We start from the raw sequence: 26,845 nt of genomic DNA, 5'->3' as shown, positions 1-26,845 counted from the left end.
TACTTATAACGCCTAAAGCACAGGCGCAGTTTTGCTGCGTCCAGTGCCTTTACTTGTTATGAGCCAGTCGCTGGTTGATTGCACGGTGTAACGCACACTCTTTAAAACCTTTTCGCCTTTACAGAGATAGTCGATAAAGACACCCATTGTGTGCTTGCTATCTGTAAAGTAACCAATTGCTTCTGGCTCTGATTTTGATGCAGGTAGCTCTGTTATATGAAGCAGCAACTCCTCACTATTTTTACCAAGTAGAAAGGTGCCACTTCTAGATGCTGGACAACCAGAAGGACTTTCTTTTGGGCCTTTAAGCTCAAACATTATTGCTGGGTCTTCTGGCTTCACGCTTATATGAAAACCTAGTTTCGCGGCTAGCTCTGGTGTCAGAGAAACCTCTTTAGGCCCTCCACTTGCAGCAGCCAAGGATGACATTAAAGCTAGAATTATAAGAATGTGCTTCATAGTTTAAAGCTCATAACGCCCCGCACAGGGGCAGACAAATAAGCACAGCGTTTTAGTTGTCCCAGCGACCAACGGGAGCGATTGCTGCGGCTTGTTATGTGTTTGGGTAGAATACAAGGCAGCTACCATCGTGAAGAGCACTTTCGTAAAAACCCCTAAACCCTCTATGAAGATCAGAATTTAAAGCCTCGACTTTTAGGCTGTTACCTTTTAGATCGCTGACACCCACAAAGCCGAAGTTAGCAATTTCGAGTGTGGCGGCCTCGAAATTAACTGCGTCTTCGGTTTGCCGAAGAAAAAGAAGACAGTCGTGACTATCTCCTTTCTCGGGAGGACTCCAGTTGTATTTCGATTCTCCCGAGTAAGTACCGTTAAAACCGTAGAGATATACTTTCTTCATCGTTTACACATAACAGTTTATTAAAGAGCCTGTGGCTCACTATCCATTTGGCCACTATTACCAGGATGGGACCTCCAAGCTCCGAAAAAAGCCTTTATTTACAGCGGGTTATAAATTTTTGTTTAAATAGTAACCATAGATAGTGAGCCATTGGCTCATGTCGCCTTGTTCAACCTCCCGCCCTTGAACACATTTTACCTCCAATTAAATCAGTAAGTTAGAGGGGATCTTTCTGCGGATGTAAGCCATGGCTCTATAATTCGGGCCTTCGCACCAGCGATATGCCCTCTCCGCTACTGAAAACACTAGCTAGTAATACCCACTAGGTACGGCCATCGCCGTAATCGAACTTTGCACAGGTAGAAGGTTTACCACTTCAACTATATAGCTTGCCACTAAATCGGCCGCGTGATTGGCGACGCTCACCGACTGGCCTGCATCAGTCTGTACGTTGTTTTGATCATCGATTAAGGCAATCGAGTATTTTAAGTACTGCAGCTGCTTGGGCATTGCTAATGGTGAGCTCGGTGGCCTGCGTTATCGCTGTATGCACAATAGTGTCGGTGCTGTGGCCGTTGTCGATTACCTCATCCGTGGCAGAGCCGGGCAACGCGTCACCTGCGGTGCTTTCAATAGCACCTGGAGTCATGAATAAAAAACCACCGCCACAGCTAACATCCTTTGAAGCGATTTCGACTTCACGATTTAAGGATAAAACGCATCTCGGATTTCGAAGGCGATAAGCAGAAATTCAGCGGATATAAAACTCACTACATAATAGGGCGCTACAATCACACCGCAGATAAATTTATTTCACTCAACAAGGCGATAATTAAGAGTAATAGGGACACGCCAACGGGTAGCAGATAAAAATCTTACTAGGAGCGGATAATTTCCAATGACACTTTTGGTGAATTCTCGAAGCCCTATCGAGCCTTCTTGCATAGTCCGAGAAATCCATCTCATCATTCTCCAGCTCTTTGCAGTAGTCAAATTCAAGATCATATTTGCTTGAAGAAGGTATCAAAACATAATGCATAACGTTCCAATCCCCCATCTCATTTTCCAGGTAGAACGCCTTTAAATCTTTTACAAGCCCGGCAAGTTTCAAAGGCGTGCCGGGAGAAAATGTGAAGCCTTTCCCCTTTCTAAACCTTCCGGTCCATGCAGAAATCAAAAAAGTATCTACAAATCCCCCAAACAGAACATGAACCTCCCCGGAAACATCAGGAGCCTCATTAAATAGTAACTGCCCTATTTCAGCATATATTTCTTTGTCTTTCATTCAGAGCCCCACCGCAGAAAATTTGAGCAGCGGACTAGGCTTCCACATCAAACATTGGCGGCATTTTTCTCTCTACAGAAAACTCATCGAAACTAAGAATATTGACGCCTGAAAGAACCACTTCTGAGCACCAAAAGCACTGGATAAATATCCAACCCGGGAAGCGGGAAAAATCGATTGTGGTAAAAATTACCCCCTCGAATTAACCCTCAAAGGCCCAAAATGAAAAAACCCCGCACTTGGCGAGGTTTTAAGTCCTTGATAAACAAGGAAAAATCTGGGGTGGCCGACGGGGATCGAACCCGCGACCTCAGGAGCCACAATCCTGTGCTCTACCAACTGAGCTACGGCCACCATAGTAGTGATATACTTCAGCACCTTGTGGCAGTACTGAGTTCCGGATATCTCTTGCAGCCAATCTGGCTTCAGACTGAGTCCTTTTTGCCAAACCAGCACCATCTAGTGAAGATGGCACGCCCGGCAGGACTCGAACCTGCGACCATCCGCTTAGAAGGCGGATGCTCTATCCAGCTGAGCTACGGGCGCAAGGTGAACCCGGAAAATTGGTCGGGGCAGAGGGATTCGAACCCCCGACATCCTGCTCCCAAAGCAGGCGCGCTACCAGACTGCGCTATGCCCCGTTTTTCCAATCATTCGCACTTCTTTGATCTTGCTTACCGCCCTTGGGGTGGTTGTTTAGATCGCTGCATTTGCGAAGTGCGCGCATAGTACTGATACCCCAGGCCTGTGTCAACGCTTCTAAGCTATTATTTTTTAAGAAGTTTATCCTTTTGCCTCTCAAGGGCCTGAAGTGGCGAAATTATTTCCAACCTGTGCGAAAATGGCGCACTTCGCGAATCCGACCGGATAAAAAGTAAGCAGCTCGAAAGCCGCCTGCTTCCGCCCTTCTATATAAAGTAGGTGCTGGAGCAAACTCCGGTCTATTTAGCACTCGATTTTTTATTGTTAGAGATAGCATCTATGTCTGCATTGGTTCTGGACGGCAAGGCCCTGGCACAGAAAACTGAAGAGGAACTTTCGGCTCGGGTAGCCGCACTGAAGGAGAAGAGTGGTGGCCAAACGCCAATCCTGGCTACCATCCTGGTGGGTGATGACCCCGCTTCCGCCACTTACGTAAAGATGAAAGGCAATGCCTGCCGCCGTATCGGCATGGATTCCATGCAGGTGGAACTGCCCTCCTCCACCACTACTGAGCAGCTGCTCGCCAAAATCGAAGAACTGAATACCAACCCCAACGTCCACGGCATTCTGTTGCAGCACCCGGTTCCGGCACAGATCGACGAGCGCGCCTGCTTCGACGCTATCAGCCTGGATAAGGATGTTGATGGCGTAACTTGTCTGGGCTTTGGTCGTATGGCCATGGGCGAAGAAGCCTATGGCTGTGCAACTCCAAAAGGCATTATGCGCTTGCTGGAAGCCTACAATATTGAACTGGAAGGCAAGCATGCCGTGGTTGTAGGTCGCAGCCCCATCTTAGGCAAGCCAATGGCGGCCATGCTGCTAAACGCCAACGCTACCGTCACCATCTGTCATTCGCGCACCAAAGATCTGGCCGATCATATCCGCCGCGCAGATATCGTAGTGGGCGCCGTAGGCAAGCCGGAATTTATCAAGGCTGAGTGGATTAAGGACGGCGCAGTGGTTGTCGATGCCGGCTACCATCCAGGCGGTGTGGGCGATATAGAGCTTGGCCCGTTGATTGATCGCGCTGCCGCCTACACCCCGGTGCCCGGCGGTGTTGGCCCTATGACCATCAATACCCTTATCTACCAATCTGTCGATTCCGGTGAACGTAAGATTGGCTAGTTTTATACGATTGGATAAGGCGGTCAGCCAGGTGACCGACCTCTCCCGCTCCGACGTGAAGCGCGCCGCCAAAGCGGAGCGCATCAGTGTGAATGGCGAGATAGTCACCGACCCAGCCGCCAAGGTACAGGCCGGCGATGCACTGTACCTGGATGGCGAGCCCCTGCACGAGCCGGGGCCACGCTACATTATGTTAAACAAACCTCTGGGCTATGTGAGCGCAACCAAAGATGGCGAACACCCCACGGTACTGGACCTGATTGACGAGCCCAACAAATCCAAACTGCATATTGCCGGGCGCCTGGATATCGATACCACCGGGCTGGTCCTGCTCACCGACGATGGCCAGTGGTCCCATAAAGTAACCTCACCAAACCATCATTGTGATAAAACCTACTACGCCATGCTGGCAGAGAGGATTGAGGAGGATGCGGTGGCAAAGTTTGCCAAGGGCATCTGGCTCAACAACGAAAAGAAGAGAACCAAACCGGCCAAGCTTGAGATTCTCTATGCCAACGAGGTCCGCCTCACCATTGGCGAGGGCCGCTATCATCAGGTAAAACGTATGTTCGCCGCTTTGGGTAACCGGGTACTAGAGCTACACCGGGAGAGAATCGGCGATATCTCCCTCGATGAAGAACTCCAAGAAGGCGACTATCGCCTCCTAACCCCTGAAGAAATCGCCTCGGTACAATAAACAATATGTCTGCCCTTCTCCTACAGGAACTCCTCCAGGCACCCAGGGAAACCCTGTGGATCGCCGATGAAAACAGTAAATCCCTGCTGCAGCCGGGATTTCACTTTGATGGTGACCTGCTCAGTAATCGCTGGGATATTGCTGAACAGGCAGAGGGCAAAGTGGCCCGCAGCTTCTTTAACGACTTCCACTTTGGGGAACTGGACCGCAACTATCGCCGCATCGTTTATTCGGTCTCCAAAGAAAAGGCGGTAGTTCATCACATCATCAACCAGGCTCCACACTTTCTCGGCGAAGGCGGCGAGCTGGTATTGCTTGGGGGAAAACAGAGCGGCATCAAAAGCTATGCGGCTAAAGTAGCTGAGCGCCTTGGCACTGCTAAACAACTGCAAAAACACGGCAATGACTATTCCAGTACTAACCGAGTGGATCACCCAAGTGCAGAGGAGCTAGTTGGCGAACTGGATTACCCGCAACTACGCAGTCTGCCGGAGCTCAACGGCCTGTACAGCAAACCTGGCCTGTTCGGCTGGAACAAGATCGACAAAGGTAGCGCGCTGCTGGCCCAACAATTCACCACCGAACTGCCGAAACCTGGCGCCCGCGTCGTGGACCTGGGGTGCGGCTACGGCTATCTCAGTGCCCAGCTGGCCCCCTTAGGCGAATTCCACTTTACCGGCACCGATAACAATGCCGCTGCTCTACTGGCCTGCGAAAAGAATTTCCGCGAGCTGGGTATAAAGGGCGTGGTATTGCCTTCAGATGCCGGTTCTGAGTTGGAAGGCGGAATCGCAGATTTGGTGCTCTGTAATCCTCCCTTTCACCAAGGGTTCCAGGTTGAAGGCGACCTCACTGACCGTTTCCTACAGCACAGCGCGCGGATACTTAAAATTACCGGCTCAGCACTTTTTGTGGTGAATGAGTTTATTCCTTTGGCAAAGAAGGGACCGCACTACTTCTCTGATGTGCGGCTAATCACCAAAGAGAAAGGGTTCTGCGTGTACCGCCTCCGCCCTTAGAGCGCAGGCGATACGGATAACAGGAAAAGCAGTCGCCAGGGCAGGATTGCGATCCTAATAATCGCGTAAATTGAAGAGGTTCATCGAAAGCGTGTGTTCCTCGAGCTCCTCAAGCTGGCGCAAACGTTCGAAAGCTTCCCGTGCCGAGGGCGTTTCTGCACCCTGCGCCAAGTCACGATATTGATCCGCCAGGTAAATCTCGATATCCATAGCCAATTTGGCAATGTCGTCGAGGTTTTCAATATCGATACTTCGCAGTCGCTGCAGGAATTCTTTCTCGCGCCCTTCGGGAGCAAATTGCACCCAAGTATGCAGAGCACCTGGGGGAAGATCTGCATGGAAGTTCTCCAGCGAGTGCTTCATGGAGTCTTCCCGTCGTCGAAGCTGATCCAAAAGTAGCTCGACCCGTTTATTGGTGGCGAGCTGCTCATACTCTTCATATTGCAGCGCCAGCTTGGCATGAAAGTCCCTTCCTTCCTGGATCACTTCCTCAACAGTTTTGTACCGCATCGACCGGTCCCAAAAAAACTACGTCGCTGACTTAAGTATAGGCAGCCGGTGTCAAAGGGCGCCAATCAATATCAGTATTGAGGTGACAGCGTTTAGGTGACTGGTAAGTATTCCCATATTTGTCACCCTAGTGCCGGAATTGAGTCCTAAGGCGGGCAAAAATTAGTTGTCAACGCAGCCGGCTCATCTTGAAATTGAGGCGTCGGTTGGGGTTGGTTGGATTAATCTTATCTGGTGCGCGGCACTGCAGATCCGCCAAAGGCAAAGCTTTGCGACTGACTGCCAAAATATGATTCTCATACTGAGGCATATACGCCATCCAGGCACCTTTTAATCTCTGGCGCATAGACTGCTGGCGCCAAGCACTGCCCTGCAATTCGTGTTTGTCACCAAAGTTACTCACCAGCACGCCATCCCGGTGTAACAGGCGCATCAGGCTGGAGCACCATTGTCTATTTGCGGGCACCGCGCGCTGCGCCACTCCCTGAGTGTGGCCAAATAAGTCATCGATAACCAGATCAAATGGTTCATTGGAAGGATCATTTAGGTGATCCGCCACATACTCAGTGGCGTCGGCACACACCAGATCGACATTACTCACACGGAAGAAACGCCGGGCAATCTCTAAATGCACAGGGTCCAGATCAACCCCAATAATACGCTTTGCCGAGGTATAAGCCTGCAGTAAGCGAATCAGGGCGCCACCTCCTACACCAAGCAGCAGCACCGAGTTCAAGCGCTTTTCATCAATGAAAAATGCCGGCAGCAGAAGCAGCTCCCAAAGGGAGCCCTTGAGAGGGTCTCGGGGATTCCACTGGGAGTGAAAAACCCCATTACTGTAAAGGCGCACACTGGCACCATGGTTACGCACCTGATAACAGGTACCCCCTACCTGCTTCTGCCACAGTAATGCCATCAGCTTGGCAAATCGGAGGATTTCAGCAGCACCTGTGCAAAGGACTGCAAACCTGTCAGGTCTTCTCGCGTAAAGCGGGCAACGGTGGGGCTATCAATATCCAACACACCGAGACAATGGCCATTATTATCGTAAAGCGGAATGACCACTTCAGAGGCAGAAACCGCATCGCAAGCGATATGCCCGGGAAACTGGTGCACATCTTCAACCAATTGGGATTCGCCAGTGGAAACTGCAGTGCCGCAGACACCGGCACCTACCGGGATGCGAGTACATGCCGGTTTGCCCTGGAAGGGCCCCAAGCGCAGCTCTTCGCCATGCAGAAAGTAGAAGCCCGCCCAGTTGATATCTTCCAGCTCCATAAAAAGCAATGCACTGGCATTGGCAGTATTGGCCAGCCAGTCTCTTTCAGCTGACAGCAGGCCTTCCAGCTGTCCACTCAGAGATGCATAAAATTTATCTAACGACATTGGCCGTATCGCCTCTCACAAACCGTGGCTACATATTGAGTCTGCTACAAACAGCAAACCTGCGAAATACCTAGCGCTATGCGCGCCAAGACGCAGGTATTTTGCGGGCTTTCAATCTGGAATCAATAGCTGAGAACAAATTACTGGTAAGGGTCCAGTACCTCCTGCCCCCCAGATTCCTCCTGATATTGGTCTGCATCTATGGTCGGGCGGGACCACTCGCTGCCCTGCTCTGCATTACCATTATTAGATTGGATGGCGGGTGGTGCTGTAGTGACATCGGAGGTAATCAAGCCGCTGGACTTTCTTTCATATCGTTTTTCCACCACAGGCTTAGGCGGCGTGGAAGGTGTGCTCTCTCGGCGGATACGACTGGCCATAGTTCTCAGATTCGGGCGGCGACGCTCGGCAAGCTTCACTGCCTCCAGCTCGCTGTTAAGTCGATTGACCTCCGCTTGCAAGTCGCCCATCTGCGCCTGTAGCTCAGTAATCTGGGTCAGGACGCCTTTTACTTTACGACTTTCCTTCTCGTACAAAACAGCGGCGCCGCCAAAGGCCAAAACGAAAATGACCAAAATGGAAAACTGACGCATAAAATCTCCAGAAACATCCCTTCTTATTTTAGAAGGGCATTTTTACAGCAAATTTTCTGTATCTTCCGAGATATTGCGCATAAAAAACAAGTTCAAAAGCCTGCCAAAGCCTTGATAGTCACCATTCCATAAAAACGAGCAATTAAAATTTATCGGATAGCGACATATTCACACCAATGTCCCGGCCAGCTCCCCAATCTCAACCGCCTCCTGATCCACATAGCGATTGCTGTCTGAAATTGCTGGCAACAGCGTGCTATCTGCGTATTGGCAACCAATCGCTTGCACCAGCTTTTGCCCCACCTTTTCTGCCTGCTCCGGAGCATGGGCTTTTCCCGTGCGCAGAAAATACAGTAACAGATCGTAGCCCGGGCGCCAGCACTGCAAGTCGGGAAAGCTCTTTCTCAGCGCTGCGGCAATCCGCAATCCCTCATAGTCCAGATCCCCCAGAAAAATGTTGGAACCGTTCGGGACTCCCCATCGTGCCACCAGTTAAGGAATTGCTGCCGGATATTTTCACCAACCACATTGATAGTGCTGAAGCGCACCCTCTCCCCATTGCGAATCCGTTCTGCGCCGCCCTGGTAGCCCTCGCTATAAACCAGCGCTGCACGACTGGGTTGCAGCTCCGCCAGGCTAATAAAAGTGTCCTGGTTTTCGATAAAAATGACCTGCTCAAATTGCCTGGGCAGGTAGGCGTGGAGTAAAAGCTGGCGCTCCTGGATTTTACGGCTCAGGTCAGGATAGAGATTGCGCACCAGAGATTGACGGCTGGGTAATTCCAGGTATTTGGAATCCCCTCTAAAGCAGCGCGCGGCCAATTGTCGCCAGGAAATTTTATCGGCAAAGATCAGCTCTTTGCCGACAGACACCCAGCAAGCAATAATTTCTTCGACGGACTCAAACCCCGGTTGGAGTTCCAACCCTTCGAGGGGAAAAGCAGAGGGATTCTCAAAGCGATCGACATAGGGTTCCAGCAGGCTGGTCCAGGCGGACTGGCGAACGGTGGGGGATGGGCGATTGAGCCACAGGCGCAGCTGTTCCTCGCTGGCATCCCGAAAAATTAATTGGGCCCCCTGCCACTCGGCAACACCCGGCCGCCTTTTCGGATTCGGTTTCACCGTAAAACACTGGTATTCCCGCGCAAAGTGCTGTAATTCATTCCACAGCTCCTGCTCGTCTTGGTCGGGGTCCCTGAGGGGCTCCAACACTTCCAGCCAACGCTTACTGCCAGCGCGCAAATCCAGCCTGAAACTAATGCGGGCTTCCTTGCCGCGTTCCAGCTGGCTGTCCCGCCGATCCAGAATAAAATTCAGGATGCCGATTAACAGCGGGTTTTCCTCTACCCAATAGGGCAATGCCTTTTCCATTGCTTGCCTCCCTGCCAATGGAGGGGTTTCCCCCGAAAATACCTATCCCTCTACTTCTACCAGGTCCATAAAATCCAGCGACGCCTGCTGGCGAATCGTGCGGCGGTGGTTGGCCCAGAGTTCGGCGATACGCTCCTGGTTGCACACCTTGCGATCGACATACACCCGGGTATTCAGCTGGCCGATGGGCTTGGCACTGGGGCACTTGCTGAATACAAACTGATTCGAGATCAGGTCCATAAAAGGCCCCGATTTACTGCTGGGCATAATAAACAGCAGCTGTAACCCCAGGGTTTCGGTCAGGTAACGGATCACTTCCTTGGAGCGGGACTCATCCATTTTGGAGAAGGCCTCATCCACCAGCACCATCTGCAAATGGCTGCCGCTTTCACCAAAGCGGAAGGCCGAAGTCACCGCTGCGGAGCGGATAATATAAGCCGGCGTTTCCAGCTGACCGCCGGAACCGGTGCCGTACTGGCTGAGCGCAATCGGCTCCTTGCCTTCTGGTTCCTTATAGATCTCATAGCTGCGGTAGTTGCGATAGTCGCTGATTCGATCCAGCTCGCGCCGCGCTACCTGCTCGTCTTCACTCAGCAGCATACTCAGCAGGCGATCCCGCACCTTGCGGTGCTTGGGCGCCAAGTCTGTGTCGAACAGGCTCTGCTCTTCGCCCAGATTCGGCAGTTCAATTACCGCCTTAAAGAAGCTCCAGTACTCCTTGAATTCCGCTACCCACTGGTAGTCGAAACGGAAGCGCTCGCGATCCGCACCAAAGCGGTGGTGCTCCAGCTCTTTGTTCAGATCATCCAACACGCGCTTACCATCGTTAATGGACTGGTAAATAGCGTGGCACAAGTGGGTTACAAAAGTGGTGTTAAAGGATTTTTTCAATCCCAGCAGTTGATCGTGGCGCTCCACCAGCAGGTTGTTCTTCAGGCGGTTGCGCAGGGTCTCTACCTGATCGCCGAGACCGCTGATCAACTTGAACAGGCCATCTTTATGGCTGCCACTCAAGTCGGGCTCAAATACCAGGGTATCGACGCTGGCACAGGTAGCGTTGTACTCCATCACCGCGCGATCGAGCTGGCGACTGTATTTCTCCAGCTGCCCCTGCCAACTTTCGATATCCGCTGAAAAGTCGAAGTTGTCGGCGGCGCGCTCCACCTGCTCATCGGCAGTAACCAGCACTTGCTCGGCATCGAAAGTGGGATCGATGGCGGTAATACGCCTTACCATTTCCTCGCTGTCACTGGCGGCATCGTCCAGGGACTCCAGCTCGCCAGACAGCGCGTATAAGAGTTTTTCGTTGCTTCTTAGCTTGGTCTCCAGAGAGCCATGCTTGCGCTGGAGGTCCGACAGCTGCTTCTGCTGGTCTTTAAGCTGGGCCTTGAGTTCATCGACCTGCTGCTCGAACTGCTCGAAGTCCTTCAGGTCCAGGTTTTCCAGAGCCCGCTCGGCGCTGCGCCATTCCCGCTGGGCCGCCAGGGCGGAATCCACAATGGACAACAGCTTGATATTCGCCAGTCCGCGCACCGCGTTGGTAACGCGGCGGTAGAGCTGGTGGCGCTCGTTGACGTGGGCGGCCTCTTCCAGCAACTGCTCCATAGCGCGCTGCTGCGCCGCCAGTGCGCGGGCGCGGGCGCCCTGGCCGAAGACCAACTCGGCATCGTCCATATCGCAGCGCCACATGCTGTAGTTGCCACTGGCCATACCGTCGGCAGTCAGGCCTCGGCGGGTGCCGCGCAGCTCGTGTTCATCCTCCACCTGAACCACTGCACCGTAAGAGGCGCGCAGATAGTGCTCGGCAGTTTTATGGGTGAACTCCATCAGCTCGATAATAGAGCCCGACGGCGTATCCAGGCGCTCCGCATCGCGGCGGGCTTTATCTCCCTGGATCACGCGGGCGCGGTTGTTGCGCCCGGGCAGGCTGCGCACGATACGAATCGCGCGGGCTTCATGTTCCGGCTCCACAATAATCGAGAAGCGCGCGCCGCCCAGATAGCCTTCAATCGCCATCTGCCAGCGCTCATCCAGCACTTCCACATAATCACACAGGACGCGGGGCTCCGCCTCAGGGCACTGCTCGCGAATTGCGGCCAGGGCCACTTCCACCGATTGGGGGTAGCGCACGCGATTGGCCTGGAGATGCTGAATGCGACTCTCCTGGGTGCGCAGCTGCTTTTGCAGTTGCTGCACTTTTTGCTCCCAGCGGGAGGCCTGCTGGGCAATCTGCTCTTTGGGGGAAACCTCATCACTGGCGCCAGCTTTACCACTGCTATCCAGCAGGTCGTAGAGGCGGTTCTGTAGAGCTTCGCTGCTGGCAGCGCGCTCGCGCAGTGGCTCCAATGCAGCCAGGTCGATCCAGTCCTTGCCCAATAACTTATGCAGATCCGGCAGGTCTTCCTCGCGGGCTACCTGCTTGATCGCCTGCACCAGTGCTTTATCGGAGAAAGCGGCAATTTCCAGCTCGGCAGAGGTGGAGTTGAGCAGGTTTAATAATTCTTCGGCGGCCTCACGGTTCTCGCGCCAGCGGGCCTCTTCGGCAGACATGGGAGTGTGCTGCTGGGACAGAAGGCTCAGGGCATTGTTAATACGCTGTTCCAGTTCGTCCTTATTGCGCAGCGCATCGATACCCAGGCGCTGGGCTTGTAGCTCTACCAGCTGACCGTTGAGCTGCTCGACACGCTCGGAAGCGACGCGCACTTCCCGCTCATTGTTGTCCAGATCGCTGCGCAGTTTTTTCTGGTCGTTCTTGCCACTCAGATAACTCTTTTGCACCCGCTGCTGGCGGTGGCGCGCGCACAAATATTCCTGCACCCGCAACTGCAACCACTGCTCCCGATAGAGCTCTACCGACTGGGCGATGGCCTCCAGGGAACTGACCCGCTCCACAATCTGGCGGGCTTCCTGCTCCATGCTGTGAATGGTTTTCATCAGCTCGGAGACGGAGCGGATGGCATCACCCAGATCGCGTTTTTCCAACACCTCTTGCGCGACAAAATCGTTGATGCTTTTTACTGGCTTGTAGGCCATAAAATTGGCAAAGGTGCGCGCGGCGTGCATAGCCTCTCGATCGGAGACCGCATCGCGGCGTCCGCGCAGGGCACCGTAAAGGCGGCGCAGGTAGGCCTTTTTCTTGTCGTACTGCTCTACTTTTTCGAACTGCTTGCTCAGGACCTGGTTGAATTTATCCAGCGGCAGCAGGTGTTTGCCATCGGTGTAATCCCGGACAAAATCCCCCATCACCAACTGCTCGCCGGGGAATACGAAAAAGTGCAAATCACTTTGGCGGGCCTGGGCGGGTTTGCTGCTGTTATCCAGGTGTGCGCGAATACCCATCACTGCAGTAAAAGGCTCAGCATCGTCTTCACCGCTGGTGGGGTGAAAAATACCGGCAATGTAACAGTCGGTGGGCTCTACCCGAGCGTAACTGCCGTCGTCACAACCCAGTACATAGGAAGCTAGCGTCCGCACCTGCTTGCCACCGCGCCCGCGCTGGGTGGTTTCATCCTGTCCCGGGTTAAAGGTAAACAGGGTGTCGTGGGCGGCGGTCATCAATGTTTGGATAGCATCGGCCGCCGTGGTTTTACCGGAACCGTTGCCGCCGGAAAACAGGTTGATCGGGCCGAAATCATATTCCAACTGCGGAATATTGCCCCAGTTAATCAGGATCAGTTTTTTTAGGAACATAGTCTTTTCAAAAAAACGGTCTTTTCAAAAGCAGGGTCTTTTGCAGGCGGGAAGCCGACACCCTTCTCCGAGGCTCCCGGGTGCGATTTACACAAACCCGGGCGGTCGAATGTTTTCGATTTTTTATAGCCGCTACTGCGGCCTCTATTTTCATCTAGGAAGCGGCTTCACTCTCAAACAGGCTGCTATCTTCGACTTCTGGAGTGATGCGTTCGAGCGCTTGCTCTTGTTCCGCCTCTTCAACCTCGCCAACCTCATAAACTTGAGCGGCCGCGCTCTCCACTGCGGGCGGGACTTCGCTGTCGATCAGCTGGTGCAATACCGACTCGCTGACAAAGTGGGCGATGGTCGGGCGTACGCGCAACCAGACTTCCGCACTGGTCTCCACTTCTTCGCTGCTGAACTGCACCAAACGCAGCTGGCGCAATTTCTTCAACAGATTTTTGCGCTCGGCGTGCTTATCCGGCAGGGACATTTTCAGCAGGTTGCGCATGCCCAGTTCCAGGGCTTCCATCGATAGCGCCGCGCAACCACTCTCATCCACCTGCCCTTCCCGCAGCGCTTTATCGTATTCCACGCGCAAGGCGAGAATCGCGGCCACTTCCTGCTGACTGAGGCGGGCGCGGAAGCCACCGTGGTGCGGCTCTTCCTGGTCCGGCAGGCCCGGCACTTCGGCGCCGGGCGGATACACGCGGATAAACTGGAAGCGGCTGTCGTGCTGCAAACGCAACCCCAGCGGGGCCAACCACTCGCGCACCAGCTGCTCGCAGCGCTGGAAGCGATCGTAAAGCGTGGTCTCAATTACGCTTTCATCCCGGCAGATAACGCCGTAATCCAACAGGCGCACCAGCAGCTCGGAAAATTCGCTGCGGTTCAGACGACACTGCGCCAGGGCCTCTTCCAAAGCCTGTTCAATCACTGTTTTTCAGCTCCAGGATATATTCGTCAAATTCTGTGAAATAATCATTGCTGGCGATTTCACCGGTAAATTTCACCTGCAGGTCGGCGGCGCCGCTCTGGTTCACCGCCGCCGCTTCGATCACATGGCTCATAGCGAGCAGATCACGCGCATCGCGCAATGGCAGGTTGCGGCTATTGATCTGGCGGCCGGTGCCGAGGGCATCACTCAGATAATCGCGCAGGTTACTGTTGTTGAAATTAAACGCCTGGTCGAGCAGTTGTTGCAGCTCGATCTCGCGACGGTTTTCTTCACCGATGGGGGTTTCATCTTCGACCCGGGTATTCACCGGCTGGCGGCGATTGCGCTGCCACAGCTGGGTTTGTTTGGGGTCAAACAGGCGCAGCTGGAAGCCACCTAACTGTTCGCCCAGCTGCTCGAGAATTTGTGTTTTTTGCTGGCTTTCACCGAGGCGCTGGCACAGGTCGGCAAATTCACCTTCGGCCTGGCTGTGCAGGTAGCTGAGCTGGCGGATAATAATATCCGCACGCTTGGTAAAGCCCTGTAGTGCGCGGCGCAAAGCGGGCAACTTCACCTCGCAGGCGCGGCGCATGCGGTCCTCGATGGTATCGAGCATCAGCCACAACAGGGATTGGCCCGGTTGCATCAACTCCGGCAGCAGCTGGCGCAGGCGCTTCTCCCACTCCGCTTTCTGCACATCCTCCTTGCGGCGAATGCAGTCAATCACCCGGTTGATGGAGTCGCGATGTTTTTCCACGCTGTCCGCAGACAGTCGGATAGCCAGGTCCGGCTGGAAGCGGCTCTCCATAAAGGAGAAAAACTCATCGGTGGCCTGTTGCACCAGCAATTGGGCCTCCACCTCCCGCACCATTTCTCGCTTGCGCTCTTCCAGCTCGGCGATCATATCGGTGAAATCCGCCACGATACGCTCGGAGTATTCCCAGGCATCGATCAAGTCGTGGATTTCACCTCGGCTGGCAAAGGCTTCCAGGGCATTTAAGGTGTTACGGGTATTGCGGTGACGGGTGCGCACGCGGGTGCCGTTCACTTCAACCAGCGGCTGAGTAAAAAGGCGGCCCCGGCGGCTAAACGGATAGGTGGCGGTGAGCGTGGCACTATCTACCTGCTTCTCCAGCCAACCGAATTCCACCAGGCTGTTCAATACCCAGACGGCCTGGTCGCGCAGGTTGCGGAAGCGGCCCTCGGGGTCCTGCACTCCATCTTCACTATCGAGTTGGGGCGCGCGGGTCAGGGCCTCGGCAAAAATTTCCAAAATCTGTTCGCGCAGCAAAGACTCACCGTAGTCAGCCTTGGCGGTGTACAGACGCTCATACAAAAGACGCAAGCATTCAACCACCTGTTCGCGGTATTTACCGGTCAGCGGGCGGAAGAAGTGCTGGTAGGAATCGACGAAGAACAACGACTATAGGCCCGCTTATTCCTCTTCCGGCTTTTGGTTGAAGACACAGTACTTGGTGTAGTCGCCCGCATCATTCATGGTCCATTGTCCCTTAGGCACACTGTCCATTTTTTTACACCAGGCATCGGAGCCACGCTTGGGTTCACAAGCTGTCAGGGTTACCACTGCGACAATAGAGATGATCAAGACAAATACTTTTTTCATAGTTTGCTTCTACAAATGAAATTCGGATGTTACCCCAACCCCAATTACCTATTTGAAATGAGGGCGGGAAAGAGCTTGAGTGTTCCTATTGATTAAGAGGCACCTTACTCTCGGCGCCACTTGGTACCTTCTCGACTATCCTCTAGTACTACACCCTTAGATTTTAACTCCTCCCGAATCTCATCGGCACGGGCAAAGTCTCGATTTTTCTTGCTCTGTACACGCTCTTCAATCAGCGCTTCAATTTCCTCAGCAGAAACAGACTCCTCTCCACCACGGGCCTGCTTGAACCAGGCTTCCGGGTCCTGCTGCAAAATACCGAGCATTTCACCGGCAGCCAGCAGTAAACTTTTTAAGCGCGCTTTGTCAGCATCTTCAGCCTTGTTCAGGTCACGAGCGATCTGATGCAGTTCACTGATGGCGATGGGCGTATTCAGATCATCTTCCAGCGCTTTGATAAAGGCGCTGCCACCCAAATCTGCAGCTCCAGCCTCAACGGCTTCGGTTTCACGCAGGGCACCGTAGAGGGTGTCCAAGGTTCGCCAAGCTTGATCGAGTAAGTCAGCACTGAAGTTCAGTTCAGAGCGATAATGAGCGGACAGCAACGCAAAACGCAGAACTTCACCGGGGTACAACTCAAGCAAATCTTTAACCATACGGAAGTTGCCCAAAGACTTGGACATTTTCTCGCCGTCGATATTGACGTAGCCGTTGTGCATCCAGTAGCGCACAAAGTCGACACCATTGGCGCAGCAGCTTTGGGCGCGCTCGTTTTCATGGTGAGGGAAAGTCAGGTCGCGACCACCGCCATGGATATCGATGGTATCACCCAGATGCTTCTTGATCATGGCCGAGCACTCCAGGTGCCAACCCGGACGACCACGCCCCCAGGGGCTGTCCCAACCGGGCTCTTCATCTGAGGAAGGCTTCCACAGTACGAAGTCACCGGCGTATTTTTTGTAAGGTGCCACTTCCACACGCGCACCGGCGAGCATATCGTCAAGGGAGCGCTTGGAAAGCTGGCCGTATTCCTGCATGGACTCCACTGCGAACAGCACATGCCCCTCTGCAGCGTAGGCATGGCCTTTCTCCAGCAGGCTTTCGATCATCGCGATCATTTCCGGCAAGTGCTGGGTGGCGTAGGGGACAATATCCGGCTCCAGGTTATTGAGCGCGGCCATATCCTCGTAGTAAGCCTGGGCATAGCGCGCCGACAGCACGCCGATTTCCTCGCCATTATCCCGCGCGGTTTTCATGATTTTGTCGTCAATATCGGTGATATTGCGCGCGTAAATCACATCGCTGAAGTTTCTTTTCAGCACCCGGTACAGGGTGTCGAACACCACCACAGGGCGGGCATTGCCAATATGCACACGGTTGTACACGGTGGGGCCACACACATACATGCGCACCTGATCTTCCACCAATGGTACGAAGGGTTCTTTCTTCCCGGAAAACGTGTTGTAGACCTGTAGAGACATCTTTTCTCTCGAATTCTTTTTGCTGCCTGGGGCGGGCCGCTCACTGACCCACCCAACGAAACTGCCGTTTAGACAGTTACTGGTTTTGCTACTACTTGCTTTGTTCTTTCGCCCAGCTGTCGCGCAGGCCAATGGTGCGGTTAAATACCGGTGCTTCCGCACTGCCATATTTGCTGTCGCGACAGAAATAGCCGTTGCGCTCGAACTGGTAGCCCTGCTCCGGCTCCGCCTTGGCCAGGCCGATCTCTGCCTTACAGCCTTTTAGGATTTGCAGGTTGTCCGGGTTTACGCAGTCGAGGAAATTCTTACCGCCGGCATCCGGCGATGCATCATTGAACAGGCGATCGTAGAGACGCACTTCGCAATCGACATTGTTATCGGCAGATACCCAGTGAATAACGCCCTTTGGCTTAACACCGTCGGCCGGGTCTTTACCCAAGGTATCGAGATCAACTGAGCAGATCACCTCAACAATTTCACCGGCATCATTCTTCACGACTTCTTCGGCAAAGATCACATAGGCGTTACGCAAACGTACCTTTTTGCCCAACACCAGGCGCTTGTACTTCTTGTTGGCCTCTTCGCGGAAGTCGTCTTTCTCGATATAGAGGGTGCGCCCAAACGGAAGCTCACGAGCCGGCAGGTCATCGCGTACCGGGTGGCCGGGTGCTGACAGCATCTCTTCCTGGCCTTCCGGGTAATTTTTCAGGGTGACCTTCAAAGGCTCCATCACACACATGGCGCGCGGTGCATTTTTATCCAGATCGTCGCGAATGCTGTATTCCAACATGCTCACATCTACGACGGAATCAGAGCGGGTTACGCCGATCATCTCGCAGAAATTACGGATTGAAGCTGGCGTAAAGCCGCGACGGCGCATACCGGAAAGTGTCGGCATACGGGGATCATCCCAGCCGTCTACATGCCCTTCGTCTACCAGCTGCTTGAGTTTGCGCTTGGATACCACCGTGTAGTTGAGGTGCAGGCGTGCAAATTCATACTGGCGCGGGCGTGAAGGCACCGGCAGATTCTCGATCAACCAATCGTATAGCGGCTTGTGATCTTCAAACTCCAGGGTACAGATAGAGTGACTGATGCCCTCAATCGCATCACATTGGCCGTGGGCAAAATCGTAGCTGGGATAAATGCACCACTTGTCACCGGTCTGGTGGTGGGCCATTTTCTTTATACGATAAATGATCGGGTCGCGCAGATTAATATTGGGCGCTGCCATATCGATCTTGGCGCGCAGGCTGCACTGGCCCTCTTCCATTTCACCATTGCGCATCTTTTCAAACAGCGCCAAATTATCTTCCACAGAGCGATCGCGGTAGGGACTATTTTTACCCGGCTCCTTGAGCGTGCCACGGTAGTGGCGAGCCTCTTCAGCAGACAAGTCACAGACATAGGCCTTGCCTTCTTTAATCAGGTGTAGGGCCCATTCATATAATTGGTCAAAATTATCCGAAGAGTATTTAGCTTTACCGTTCCATTCGAAGCCCAGCCAGGAAACATCGCGCTTGATTGCGTCGACAAACTCTTCCTCTTCCTTGGCAGGGTTAGTGTCGTCAAAGCGTAGATTACAGGTACCGCCAAACTCCTGTGCCAGACCAAAATTCAAACAAATAGATTTGGCGTGGCCAATGTGCAGATAGCCGTTCGGCTCAGGTGGAAAGCGGGTTGCCACTTGAGTCACCCGACCCTCGGCCAGGTCTTCGCGGATAAGGTTCTGTAAAAAGTGAGCGGGCTTGCTCTCGGATGTCATAGGTTTCTCGTTACAGCTGTGCGAATGTAAACGGCCGATTATAGCCTAGTTGGGCCACAGAATATCGAATTTGAAAAGGCTGCTACCAATCAATTGGTTGGCGGCGTTCACTTTTTAGGCAATCGGCACCGATCTGCTATCGCAGCATTTTACAGCTACGGACTACAAGGTATCATGCCGCCCCAAATCAACCCTTATAGGACACTTTATGATCACCCTGCACACTACCCACGGAGATATCTCTATCGAACTGGATTTCGACAAGGCCCCAAAGACTGCTGCCAACTTCCTGCAGTACTGTCGTGATGACTTTTATACTGGGACCATTTTCCACCGGGTGATCGACAACTTCATGATCCAAGGCGGCGGTATGACCCCCGAAATGGAGCAGAAGGAAACCCGCGAGTCCATTGAGAACGAAGCCGACAACGGCCTGAAAAATGATACTGGCACCCTGGCCATGGCACGCACTATGGATCCACATTCCGCCAGCTCACAGTTCTTTATTAATGTTAAAGACAATGATTTCCTGAATTTCCGCAGCAAAGATGCACAGGGCTGGGGCTACTGCGTTTTCGGCAAGGTGACCGATGGTATGGACGTTGTAAACAAGATCAAGAGCGTGAAAACCGGCAGCAAAGGCTTCCATCAGGATGTACCCATGGAAACCATTGAGATCACTGGTGTCAGCATTTCTGACGACTACGCCGGCAAGTAATTTCTCGGGTCCATTCAGACTCTAAGGCGGGGACATTGTCTACTTATTTAATTTCTGATTTGCACCTCGACGAGGGACGCCCAGATATTACCAGGGCTTTCTTTGATTTCCTGCGCGGTCCAGCCGCCGGTGCCGAAGCACTGTATATTCTCGGCGACTTCTTCGAGGCCTGGATTGGCGATGACGACGATGCCCCGCTGATTGATGAGGTTGTCCGGGAACTCAGCCACTACACTGATACCGGTGTAGAATTGTACTTGATGCACGGCAACCGCGATTTCCTGCTAGGTACTGATTTCGCCCAGCGTGTTGGTGCAGTGCTTTTACAAGACCCTACCGCTCTCTCCCTTGCCGGCCACCAGGCTCTACTGATGCATGGCGATAGCCTGTGCACTTTAGACGAGGAATATATGGCGTTTCGCCGCCAGGCCCGCGACAGTAACTGGCAGCAGGCGCTGCTGGCCAAGCCTCTTGAAGAGCGTCGTGCTATTGCCGCACAGATCCGCGCCGCCTCCAAGGCGATGAACAGCCGCAAAGCGGAAGACATCATGGACGTAACTCCTGAGGAGGTGGAAAGGGTAATGCGCGAGCACAATGTGGACACCCTGATCCACGGCCATACTCACAGGCCCGGGCGCCACAGCCTTGACGTTGACGGAACTCCGGCAGAGCGCATCGTACTTGGGGACTGGGACCGCAATGGCTGGTGCTTGAAAGCGGGCAAGGACTCGCTGGAGTTGATCCACTGGCCTATAGGCTGATCAGCACTGCTTGAGGCTATGCTCTTCCCGCACGGCCTCAACCAGCTCCCGCAGGCTCTCCCACAAACGCTTCTCTCCCCCGAAGCGAAATCCCTTGCATCTTAAATAGGCACAATCCAACACTGCCGGCTCCATCCCCTGTGCTGCTGATGGCAGTGGCCCACGCGCGCCCGAAATCGACTGGATAATTTCCGCCACTTCGCGATTGCTTATTATTCGGTCGCTGCAGTTTATCGCATGGCCGCGAGCATCTTTCGCCTCCAGTAATAATTCCACTGCCCTGGCTACGTCTGTGCCGTGCACCTCGGTGGCATTCCTTCCCTGGGAATAGCGCTTCTCTCTGATAATTGCACAAGCAATGTCATACCACTTACTGCGCACTAACGGATTTACCACACCGTAAACACCAGTCAGGCGCAAGGACACCGCGTGCCAATCTCTTTGCCCGGCCCAAGCAGATACCATAGCTTCTACAGCAGACTTATATGCCCCATAGAAAGTTTCCGGCTGGGTTGCACCATCCTCGCATAGGTCGCCACGTAACTGTCCTGTGGCATAGACTGCACGACTGGAAAGAAATATGAATTTTTTTACCCCGGCATCGTAGGCCATCTGCATCAATGCCAGAGTACGATTCAAATTCGACTCCAGGAAGCCGGTAAGGTTGCCCCCTCCCCACCACGATATCGCCCCGGCAAATGCTCGAAAGCCCCATGGACCACCGCATCGAGCCCTTCGACAAACCCGGAAAGTACCTGATCGCTCGACATAGTACCGCAGGTCCATTCAAGCCTGCTGTCACCGCCGAAAATCTCAGATTTCCATAAGGAGCGTGACAATCCTCTCACCTGGCACTCTCTCCGCAGGAAATGCCTGACAATAAATTGCCCCACATATCCACTGGCGCCGGTGATACCAATTCTCACGAGATTCCTCCATTAGGCTGAAGCTGTTGCGCACGACTCAATTGATCCAATTGACCGCTGATATCCCGTCCCTCATAAACCGCCCACCACAAATCAATCAGTGGTTTGAGCTGCTTAGCTTTAGGGTGTGCTTGTTGCCAAGGCTTCTCGTACTGGTAGTGAATCACATGGATACTGCTCCACTGCCATAGTTGTGGCAGATTCAGGTACAAATACTGCAGGGCATTGTAGATGTAAGGCAGTCCATGCCATCTGGAAAAGAAAGTCTCAAGAAAGGTTTGATCTGTGCGCCGCCAAAAAACACCGGGGCGATCCAGCTCTGCCAACATTCTCTGATAGGTTGCCTCACTCGGTACGGCAGTGAATGAACCTGAGTTCATTCGGTGGAAGCCATCCAACCCCTCATAGAGGTTGGGGGCCGCGCAAAACTCCGGGAATGTCATCAGGTGGTCGATATTACGCAACAACAAAATATCTGCATCGAGAAAAAAACTTTTTCGTATTCAGTCAACCCCCACAGTGCCAGCTTGCAGAAATTATTCAAGGGATTATGAAACTCGGGCTTTTTCCCTTTATTAAAAGGAGCGCGCCTATGTAAGGCCTCACGTCCATGCTGAAGGGTAAATTCATCAGAAAGTGAAGGAGGGCGCACCTCCCTTACAATACAGCCCGCCTGCTCAAGAGGACGACTGTCACAACTGCCAGCAACCACCATGCATACCAGGGGATGAACACTGCCAACCCGATCCAGGGAGCGCTTCAAGGCAGTGGCGCCGATTACATAATCTGGACTGTTTACAAGGGTAACAAAGGCACATCGTGACATAACAACAACTGTCAAAACTTGAGGCAGTACGACTATTACCAGTACAGCTTGGGCACAAGCCAATTAAAGTGGGGGCATCCTATCCCCATCTCCACAGATCACACGGGCATGCCAACGATCCACGAAGCTTTCCATTTGCTCTTGGGTGAAGCAATTAACATTGTAGATAAAACTGGAGCGCAACCGTCCGCCATAGGCAGCCATAGACAGGTATATGCCATAAGGTGTCAGGCGTGTCGGTAGAGGTATTGTACGTATTTTTAAGTCATCGCTGAGATCTACCCAGTCTGAATTCTCACCGGTATAAACACCGGTAAAACCCTCCTGATGCTCTTCTGCCTGCAGAAAGGTAATCAGATAGGCACGGGAAGCATTCAGGCTATGACCCAAAGAACCATGGGGACCAATGGAGTCGGCGGCATATACTGTACGAACCGCACGCTTTATTTCCAGGGAAAGCCGGCTCAGTTTTTCATTCCAGGATTCATCTCTACGCACTCTCAAGCATGCATAGCGACACATTGGACCGAACACCTCTCTGTGTTCTCTTTTGAGGCGCAGGGATAAGTTCGTATTCATCCAGAAATCAAAATGCAGGAATTCACAAAGTGTCTGCTGGTAAGCGGCACATAAATAAGTAAAAAGGCTGACATTTGCCGAATTCGCCTGCTCCTTAATTCGGACTAAGTCCTCCCCTTCAATCAAGTCACACACATCATCACAACTAAGCGAGACAATCTCCTGATGAGATGCCCGCTCAACGGCTTCTTTTTCCTCGCTAAGCATATTTAGCCAGTAGTAGCACGCCTTCTGCCCCCGTTCGGAATCCAGATAGGCCTCCTCAAAATTGATGTAGTCGGCAAAATCCGTATCTTCCACTCTGGGATTAAACCCTGTTCCAGCAGCAAGGCTTAAGTAATTTTTCAGAGACTCTGCCCAAAGAAGCGACAAGCTAATTCCATCCGTAATGATATGGTGGCTTTTGGTCAGGAAAATATATTCGTCTTCACCTGTACGGAACAGACTAAGCCCCAGTAACTGGTCTGCATTGAGATCCATCGGAGAGCTGCTGAATTGGCGTAAAAAACTGGTTATATGTGTTTCGCTCATATGGCGAATGTCTAAATAATCCAGCTCTATGTTTTTAAAGCTGCGAGTGGGGGATGAATCATATCGACAGCGAAAGATAGGGTAGGAATTAGCAACTCCTGGAATTGCCTTCTCGAACAGCTCAATATCGACGTCCCCTTTCACATACATCGCACGTGTAATCAGGTCCGCTAATGATTTGCGATGGTTCAAATCGTAGATGCGCTGCTCAGTTATCGAAAGCGGCACACTGAATGAGGAACTCCAGCCAGCCACGGTACTCTCCTGGCCTGTTCTTGTTTCGGAGCAACCAGCTGGCCCTTGGGCCGCAATCCGGACGCCCAGTACATTGATGACCGCTCACAAACATCTACACCAGAGCGATACAAAGCGATGGATCTGTCGTATAAGGCACCGTTGTCAATTGTCACTATGCGAGATTTTCCAATTGACTGCATACTGATACTTCCAGCGAAAGTATGAGTTAAGGATATACAAATCCCGCAAACTTACCGCTTGTATACCCCCGCCAGAAAATCGCACTGGCGGAAAAACAACCCCCAGACGCATCAAGATCTACTTGATTTACAATGCTGGCCCATTGCATGATTCTTGTAGACCTCAAGGTAGGAGTTCGATCCAAGTGATCAACAACCTAAACAAACGTGTATTGATACTTGGCGGCTACGGCAATTTTGGCGAGCGTATTGCGCAAATGCTGAAATCCGAACCCAATATCCAACTGATTATTGCCGGGCGCAACAAGGGATTGGCAGACCGCTGTGCAGAGCAACTTGGCGGTCTTGCCGAGGGATTGCGCCTTGAGCGGGATTCCATCAACCTGGCTGCACAACTGAGGGCATTGCACTTGGATCTGCTGATCCACTGCGCCGGACCATTCCAAAAGGAAGTTGATTATCGGGTTGGCAAAGCCTGCATCGAATCCCACACACCTTATATCGACATCTCCGATGGGCGCCGTTTTGTATGTGACTTTCATCGGCTCTCGCCCGCTGCAGAAGCCGCAGGCATTGCCATGGTTTCCGGTGCCAGCAGCCTACCCGGGCTGAGTTCTGCGGCACTGATGGAAATCGGTCAGGAATTGCCGGTGATCCACTCTCTAGAGATTGCCATTGCACCGGCACATCGAATTGACCGGGGTCTGGCTACGGTATACGCGGGTTTTGAATCCCTGGGGCACAGTTTTCCGCAGCTTCAGGAAGGTCACTGGCGTGAATCCTTTGCCGGGAAGAACCTGCGCCCGATAACCCTGGCGCACCCGGTGGGAAAGCGTTGGCTGTGTGATTTCGATGTGCCCGACTTGGAGCTTTGCCCCAAGCATCTTCCCAGGCTGCGCAGTGCACGTTTTGCAACAGGGCTCCAGCCGCTTACTTTGCAGGTGGGCCTTTCCGCCTGCGCCAGGTTGGCTCGTATTCATCTGCCGGCCACCAGCGCACGCCTGGCTCAATTGGGTCACAAGCTGGCACCCCGTTGGCCCGGCGGCACGCCCCATGGTGGAATGATTGTTCGTGTAAAAGGTGAAAACCAACATGGAGAAACTGCTACGCGACAATGGCAGGTTCTCGGTCTAAATGGTGACGGCCCCTGGATTCCGGCTGCACCGGCAGCAGCATTGGCACGGAAATTCCTCGCAGGCAATGGGCCCTCGCCCGGCGCCCAGGCCTGCTGGCAACTTCTCACCCTTGATGAAATCCTGGTGGAACTGAATGATTATTCCATAGTCACTGCAATGGAAACACATTCCCGGGAACGAATGCCTGCAATTGCCCATTAAAAATATCCCCTCTGGAACTGAGGAACTGCCACTAGACATCGTACTAGGTACATTGACTCCAGAGGCAGCCCTTATAAATTTCTTGAGTACATTAACTACCCATGCAGCAAAAGATAGCGCCATCGCTCAAATAAACTCTCAATTTTCTCGCGGTTAAAGCAATTTACATTGTAAACGAAGTTGGCGCGCAGCATTTCCCCGTAACAGGCAAGAGAAAGATAAATTCCATAGGGCGTAATTCGTGCAGGCAAATTAATAGTACGAATTTTTATGTTTTCATTTAGGCGGACCCACTTAGAAACATCACCAGTATAGATTTCCTGAAAATCTTCTTGATCCCTTGCTACGTTGAAAAAATTGATTAAGTAACAAAAATGAGCCGAGAGATTATTGCCCACACTACCATGAGGACCAATAGAGTCGGCAACATAAGCCGTCCGTATTGCATGATGGATTTCTCTGGATAGCCGAGCTAACTTCACCTCCCAGGTTTCCTCCCTCCGAACCAGTAGGTTGCCCAACCGAAACATTGGCCCGAGCACTCTCCTATGCTCACGCTTTATCCGCAGGGACAGACTTGTATTAAGCCAGAAATGGTTATCTAGCTTTTCAATCAGGACCTGTTGAAAACTAGAGCACAAATATGCGAAAAGACTAACTCCTGCAGCATCTGCCCGAGCACGAATTTGGGTAAGAAGATGAGCCTTTATATCGCTGCTCAGCACGTCGCAACAAAGAGAAACCATTTTTCCGCTGGACGCCTTCTCTATTGCATCGTATTCATTTGCTAGCTTGTCCCGCCAGCTATGTAGAGCTCTTTCACCGCGCCTGGAGAGAACGTATCTATTTTCAAATCTGATATAGTCAGCAAAATTGACGGAGTCGGGTGATGGCTGGTAGCTTTTCCCCTCCTCGAGCTGCCGATACTCAGTCAGTATTTCTGACCAAAGTAATGACAAACTAATACCATCAGCAATAATATGGTGGCATTTTGCCAAAAAAATATATTCGTTCTCTCCTGTACGCAGCAGACTAAGGTTTAATAATTGGTCGGTATCCAATGTCATTGGGGCATTACTGTATTGCCGCAAGAAGCTCTCTCTTTGAGAAATATTCAATTCGCGGATATCAATAGAATCCACTTCAAAATTTTCAAAAAAACGCGTCACAGGCTCTTTGGTATACCTACAAAGAAAAACTGGGTGCCGATTCACGGTTCGCCGAATAGCGTCCTTAAACAACCCGGTATTGATGGGCCCCTCTATGCACATAGCTCGTGCAATTATATCTGCCAAAGCCCTACGGCGATGAAGGTTGTAAATGCTCCTCTCGGTAATCGACAGAGGCACATTTTGATAACTTTCCCAATCCGGCATCTTTTGCTCCATTAAAGGACTCCACGGCACCTCATTTTTGTCTATTTAATCAGAAATATACTGCCAAAATTGGCCACAGCCAGGCTTAGATGTACCCCCTGAAAAAGTACAAGTTGTCCGATCGCTATTCACTAAAAAATTACCGCCAGTGGAAGCTAGCTTTTTATGGATCACGCAGGACACCTATTGTGATAAATCCGCCAAATTGTTTTCACTCTTAAGCCCATCATTAACTTTATACTGGCAACCGCTCTCTTAACTGCCTGTTTAACGTTTGATAGCTCGGGATAGCGGCAAAATACCCCAAGATGATCTAGGTTCAGTATCAG

28 protein-coding genes and 3 tRNA genes are annotated in these 26,845 nt (G+C 52.4%); 6 read left to right on the top strand and 25 right to left on the bottom strand.

Annotated elements, in window-relative coordinates; translation table 11 throughout:
• Positions 1 to 12: 12 nt before the first annotated feature.
• The 7 genes from P3339_RS09195 to P3339_RS09165 all read right to left on the bottom strand — a co-directional run bounded on the left by P3339_RS09195 (position 13) and on the right by P3339_RS09165 (position 2,785).
• A complete protein-coding gene (locus tag P3339_RS09195) occupies positions 13 to 459 on the bottom strand; it encodes a hypothetical protein (protein WP_282953152.1) in 447 nt (148 codons plus the stop codon).
• A 94-nt stretch (positions 460 to 553) separates the two neighbouring features.
• Positions 554 to 859: a hypothetical protein gene (locus P3339_RS09190; RefSeq protein ID WP_020411189.1), complete on the bottom strand. Its 306-nt coding sequence runs from the start codon at positions 857 to 859 to the stop codon at positions 554 to 556.
• A 460-nt stretch (positions 860 to 1,319) separates the two neighbouring features.
• Positions 1,320 to 1,508, bottom strand: coding sequence for a hypothetical protein (locus tag P3339_RS09185; protein ID WP_282953151.1), 189 nt, complete (start codon positions 1,506 to 1,508; stop codon positions 1,320 to 1,322).
• A gap of 183 nt (positions 1,509 to 1,691) precedes the next feature.
• On the bottom strand, positions 1,692 to 2,144 hold the full coding sequence (locus P3339_RS09180) for a hypothetical protein (protein WP_282953150.1): 453 nt from the start codon (positions 2,142 to 2,144) through the stop codon (positions 1,692 to 1,694).
• A gap of 278 nt (positions 2,145 to 2,422) precedes the next feature.
• Positions 2,423 to 2,498 (bottom strand) — tRNA-His (locus P3339_RS09175).
• Between the two features lie 115 nt (positions 2,499 to 2,613).
• A tRNA-Arg gene (locus tag P3339_RS09170) sits at positions 2,614 to 2,690 on the bottom strand.
• Positions 2,691 to 2,708: 18 nt separating this feature from the next.
• Positions 2,709 to 2,785: transfer RNA gene (locus P3339_RS09165), tRNA-Pro, on the bottom strand.
• Positions 2,786 to 3,125: 340 nt separating this feature from the next.
• Here P3339_RS09165 and folD point away from each other — a divergent pair.
• Genes folD through P3339_RS09150 form a run of 3 tightly spaced genes read left to right on the top strand, consistent with a single transcriptional unit; the run spans position 3,126 to position 5,687 of the window.
• Positions 3,126 to 3,971: a bifunctional methylenetetrahydrofolate dehydrogenase/methenyltetrahydrofolate cyclohydrolase FolD gene (gene folD, locus P3339_RS09160; protein WP_020413159.1), complete on the top strand. Its 846-nt coding sequence runs from the start codon at positions 3,126 to 3,128 to the stop codon at positions 3,969 to 3,971.
• Positions 3,964 to 4,668 carry a 16S rRNA pseudouridine(516) synthase RsuA gene (gene rsuA / locus P3339_RS09155; protein ID WP_282953149.1) on the top strand — a complete coding sequence of 235 codons (705 nt, stop codon included), beginning with the start codon at positions 3,964 to 3,966 and terminating at the stop codon, positions 4,666 to 4,668. Before folD ends, rsuA begins: the two co-directional genes overlap by 8 nt.
• Positions 4,669 to 4,673: 5 nt before the next feature.
• A complete protein-coding gene (locus P3339_RS09150; protein WP_020413161.1) occupies positions 4,674 to 5,687 on the top strand; it encodes a class I SAM-dependent methyltransferase in 1,014 nt (337 codons plus the stop codon).
• Between the two features lie 54 nt (positions 5,688 to 5,741).
• Here the strand turns inward: P3339_RS09150 and P3339_RS09145 are convergent, their stop codons facing one another.
• From P3339_RS09145 to P3339_RS09090, 12 genes are all read right to left on the bottom strand, one after another.
• The gene (locus tag P3339_RS09145) at positions 5,742 to 6,197 is read right to left on the bottom strand and encodes a hypothetical protein (RefSeq protein WP_020413162.1); all 456 of its coding nucleotides are present in this window, start codon (positions 6,195 to 6,197) and stop codon (positions 5,742 to 5,744) included.
• A 169-nt stretch (positions 6,198 to 6,366) separates the two neighbouring features.
• A complete protein-coding gene (locus P3339_RS09140; protein ID WP_282953148.1) occupies positions 6,367 to 7,113 on the bottom strand; it encodes a methyltransferase domain-containing protein in 747 nt (248 codons plus the stop codon).
• A complete protein-coding gene (gene msrC / locus P3339_RS09135) occupies positions 7,113 to 7,583 on the bottom strand; it encodes a free L-methionine (R)-S-oxide reductase MsrC (protein ID WP_020413164.1) in 471 nt (156 codons plus the stop codon). The genes P3339_RS09140 and msrC overlap by 1 nt, the downstream gene beginning before the upstream one ends.
• Before the next feature lie 140 nt (positions 7,584 to 7,723).
• Complete coding sequence (locus tag P3339_RS09130; RefSeq protein WP_282953147.1) at positions 7,724 to 8,176, bottom strand: hypothetical protein; 453 nt, start codon at positions 8,174 to 8,176, stop codon at positions 7,724 to 7,726.
• A 168-nt stretch (positions 8,177 to 8,344) separates the two neighbouring features.
• A complete protein-coding gene (locus tag P3339_RS09125; RefSeq protein WP_282953146.1) occupies positions 8,345 to 8,602 on the bottom strand; it encodes a hypothetical protein in 258 nt (85 codons plus the stop codon).
• Complete coding sequence (locus P3339_RS09120; RefSeq protein WP_282953145.1) at positions 8,581 to 9,546, bottom strand: hypothetical protein; 966 nt, start codon at positions 9,544 to 9,546, stop codon at positions 8,581 to 8,583. The genes P3339_RS09125 and P3339_RS09120 overlap by 22 nt, the downstream gene beginning before the upstream one ends.
• A gap of 42 nt (positions 9,547 to 9,588) precedes the next feature.
• Complete coding sequence (locus P3339_RS09115) at positions 9,589 to 13,236, bottom strand: ATP-binding protein (RefSeq protein ID WP_282953144.1); 3,648 nt, start codon at positions 13,234 to 13,236, stop codon at positions 9,589 to 9,591.
• A gap of 154 nt (positions 13,237 to 13,390) precedes the next feature.
• Positions 13,391 to 14,155, bottom strand: a complete 765-nt coding sequence (locus tag P3339_RS09110) for a DUF4194 domain-containing protein (protein WP_282953143.1) — start codon at positions 14,153 to 14,155, stop codon at positions 13,391 to 13,393.
• Entirely contained in the window at positions 14,148 to 15,575 is a 1,428-nt protein-coding gene (locus tag P3339_RS09105; RefSeq protein WP_020413169.1) for a Wadjet anti-phage system protein JetA family protein, read from the bottom strand. The genes P3339_RS09110 and P3339_RS09105 overlap by 8 nt, the downstream gene beginning before the upstream one ends.
• Positions 15,576 to 15,590: 15 nt before the next feature.
• Complete coding sequence (locus P3339_RS09100) at positions 15,591 to 15,779, bottom strand: DUF3012 domain-containing protein (RefSeq protein ID WP_020413170.1); 189 nt, start codon at positions 15,777 to 15,779, stop codon at positions 15,591 to 15,593.
• 104 nt (positions 15,780 to 15,883) lie between these two features.
• Positions 15,884 to 17,260 carry a cysteine--tRNA ligase gene (cysS, locus tag P3339_RS09095; protein WP_026305071.1) on the bottom strand — a complete coding sequence of 459 codons (1,377 nt, stop codon included), beginning with the start codon at positions 17,258 to 17,260 and terminating at the stop codon, positions 15,884 to 15,886.
• 91 nt (positions 17,261 to 17,351) lie between these two features.
• The gene (locus P3339_RS09090; protein ID WP_282953142.1) at positions 17,352 to 19,025 is read right to left on the bottom strand and encodes a glutamine--tRNA ligase/YqeY domain fusion protein; all 1,674 of its coding nucleotides are present in this window, start codon (positions 19,023 to 19,025) and stop codon (positions 17,352 to 17,354) included.
• A 208-nt stretch (positions 19,026 to 19,233) separates the two neighbouring features.
• On the opposite strand from P3339_RS09090, the gene P3339_RS09085 reads away from it, so the two are divergent.
• Together P3339_RS09085 and P3339_RS09080 are read left to right on the top strand one after the other, a co-directional pair.
• Positions 19,234 to 19,743: a peptidylprolyl isomerase gene (locus tag P3339_RS09085; protein ID WP_282953141.1), complete on the top strand. Its 510-nt coding sequence runs from the start codon at positions 19,234 to 19,236 to the stop codon at positions 19,741 to 19,743.
• A gap of 35 nt (positions 19,744 to 19,778) precedes the next feature.
• On the top strand, positions 19,779 to 20,504 hold the full coding sequence (locus tag P3339_RS09080) for a UDP-2,3-diacylglucosamine diphosphatase (RefSeq protein ID WP_282953140.1): 726 nt from the start codon (positions 19,779 to 19,781) through the stop codon (positions 20,502 to 20,504).
• Here P3339_RS09080 and P3339_RS09075 read toward each other — a convergent pair whose 3' ends face one another.
• From P3339_RS09075 to P3339_RS09055, 5 genes are all read right to left on the bottom strand, one after another.
• The gene (locus P3339_RS09075; protein WP_282953139.1) at positions 20,505 to 21,143 is read right to left on the bottom strand and encodes an NAD-dependent epimerase/dehydratase family protein; all 639 of its coding nucleotides are present in this window, start codon (positions 21,141 to 21,143) and stop codon (positions 20,505 to 20,507) included. It lies immediately after the preceding gene.
• Positions 21,140 to 21,430, bottom strand: a complete 291-nt coding sequence (locus P3339_RS09070) for an NAD-dependent epimerase/dehydratase family protein (RefSeq protein ID WP_282953138.1) — start codon at positions 21,428 to 21,430, stop codon at positions 21,140 to 21,142. The genes P3339_RS09075 and P3339_RS09070 overlap by 4 nt, the downstream gene beginning before the upstream one ends.
• Complete coding sequence (locus tag P3339_RS09065) at positions 21,427 to 21,897, bottom strand: hypothetical protein (RefSeq protein ID WP_282953137.1); 471 nt, start codon at positions 21,895 to 21,897, stop codon at positions 21,427 to 21,429. Before P3339_RS09065 ends, P3339_RS09070 begins: the two co-directional genes overlap by 4 nt.
• Positions 21,873 to 22,256 carry a hypothetical protein gene (locus P3339_RS09060; protein ID WP_282953136.1) on the bottom strand — a complete coding sequence of 128 codons (384 nt, stop codon included), beginning with the start codon at positions 22,254 to 22,256 and terminating at the stop codon, positions 21,873 to 21,875. Before P3339_RS09060 ends, P3339_RS09065 begins: the two co-directional genes overlap by 25 nt.
• Before the next feature lie 63 nt (positions 22,257 to 22,319).
• On the bottom strand, positions 22,320 to 23,621 hold the full coding sequence (locus P3339_RS09055) for a condensation domain-containing protein (protein WP_282953135.1): 1,302 nt from the start codon (positions 23,619 to 23,621) through the stop codon (positions 22,320 to 22,322).
• A gap of 367 nt (positions 23,622 to 23,988) precedes the next feature.
• Here P3339_RS09055 and P3339_RS09050 point away from each other — a divergent pair, with 367 nt between their 5' ends.
• The gene (locus P3339_RS09050) at positions 23,989 to 25,140 is read left to right on the top strand and encodes a saccharopine dehydrogenase family protein (RefSeq protein ID WP_282953134.1); all 1,152 of its coding nucleotides are present in this window, start codon (positions 23,989 to 23,991) and stop codon (positions 25,138 to 25,140) included.
• Between the two features lie 95 nt (positions 25,141 to 25,235).
• Here the strand turns inward: P3339_RS09050 and P3339_RS09045 are convergent, their stop codons facing one another.
• Positions 25,236 to 26,516 (bottom strand): condensation domain-containing protein, encoded by a 1,281-nt coding sequence (locus tag P3339_RS09045; RefSeq protein ID WP_282953572.1) that lies wholly within the window; start codon positions 26,514 to 26,516, stop codon positions 25,236 to 25,238.
• Positions 26,517 to 26,845 lie beyond the last annotated feature (329 nt).

This window comes from Microbulbifer sp. MLAF003 (assembly GCF_030012965.1).
Taxonomy (GTDB): Bacteria; Pseudomonadota; Gammaproteobacteria; order Pseudomonadales; family Cellvibrionaceae; genus Microbulbifer; species Microbulbifer variabilis.
The sequence above is the reverse complement of the archived record's forward strand: the minus strand, read 5'-3'. Positions and strand labels throughout refer to the sequence as shown.

Coding starts and splice junctions, on each gene's coding strand:
- P3339_RS09195 (WP_282953152.1), bottom strand. CDS start 459: ATGAAGCACATTCTTATAATTCTAGCTTTAATGTCATCCTTGGCTGCT.
- P3339_RS09190 (WP_020411189.1), bottom strand. CDS start 859: ATGAAGAAAGTATATCTCTACGGTTTTAACGGTACTTACTCGGGAGAA.
- P3339_RS09185 (WP_282953151.1), bottom strand. CDS start 1,508: ATGACTCCAGGTGCTATTGAAAGCACCGCAGGTGACGCGTTGCCCGGC.
- P3339_RS09180 (WP_282953150.1), bottom strand. CDS start 2,144: ATGAAAGACAAAGAAATATATGCTGAAATAGGGCAGTTACTATTTAAT.
- folD (WP_020413159.1), top strand. CDS start 3,126: ATGTCTGCATTGGTTCTGGACGGCAAGGCCCTGGCACAGAAAACTGAA.
- P3339_RS09150 (WP_020413161.1), top strand. CDS start 4,674: ATGTCTGCCCTTCTCCTACAGGAACTCCTCCAGGCACCCAGGGAAACC.
- P3339_RS09145 (WP_020413162.1), bottom strand. CDS start 6,197: ATGCGGTACAAAACTGTTGAGGAAGTGATCCAGGAAGGAAGGGACTTT.
- P3339_RS09140 (WP_282953148.1), bottom strand. CDS start 7,113: ATGGCATTACTGTGGCAGAAGCAGGTAGGGGGTACCTGTTATCAGGTG.
- msrC (WP_020413164.1), bottom strand. CDS start 7,583: ATGTCGTTAGATAAATTTTATGCATCTCTGAGTGGACAGCTGGAAGGC.
- P3339_RS09130 (WP_282953147.1), bottom strand. CDS start 8,176: ATGCGTCAGTTTTCCATTTTGGTCATTTTCGTTTTGGCCTTTGGCGGC.
- P3339_RS09120 (WP_282953145.1), bottom strand. CDS start 9,546: ATGGAAAAGGCATTGCCCTATTGGGTAGAGGAAAACCCGCTGTTAATC.
- P3339_RS09115 (WP_282953144.1), bottom strand. CDS start 13,236: ATGTTCCTAAAAAAACTGATCCTGATTAACTGGGGCAATATTCCGCAG.
- P3339_RS09100 (WP_020413170.1), bottom strand. CDS start 15,779: ATGAAAAAAGTATTTGTCTTGATCATCTCTATTGTCGCAGTGGTAACC.
- cysS (WP_026305071.1), bottom strand. CDS start 17,260: ATGTCTCTACAGGTCTACAACACGTTTTCCGGGAAGAAAGAACCCTTC.
- P3339_RS09090 (WP_282953142.1), bottom strand. CDS start 19,025: ATGACATCCGAGAGCAAGCCCGCTCACTTTTTACAGAACCTTATCCGC.
- P3339_RS09085 (WP_282953141.1), top strand. CDS start 19,234: ATGATCACCCTGCACACTACCCACGGAGATATCTCTATCGAACTGGAT.
- P3339_RS09060 (WP_282953136.1), bottom strand. CDS start 22,256: ATGTCACGATGTGCCTTTGTTACCCTTGTAAACAGTCCAGATTATGTA.
- P3339_RS09045 (WP_282953572.1), bottom strand. CDS start 26,516: ATGCCGGATTGGGAAAGTTATCAAAATGTGCCTCTGTCGATTACCGAG.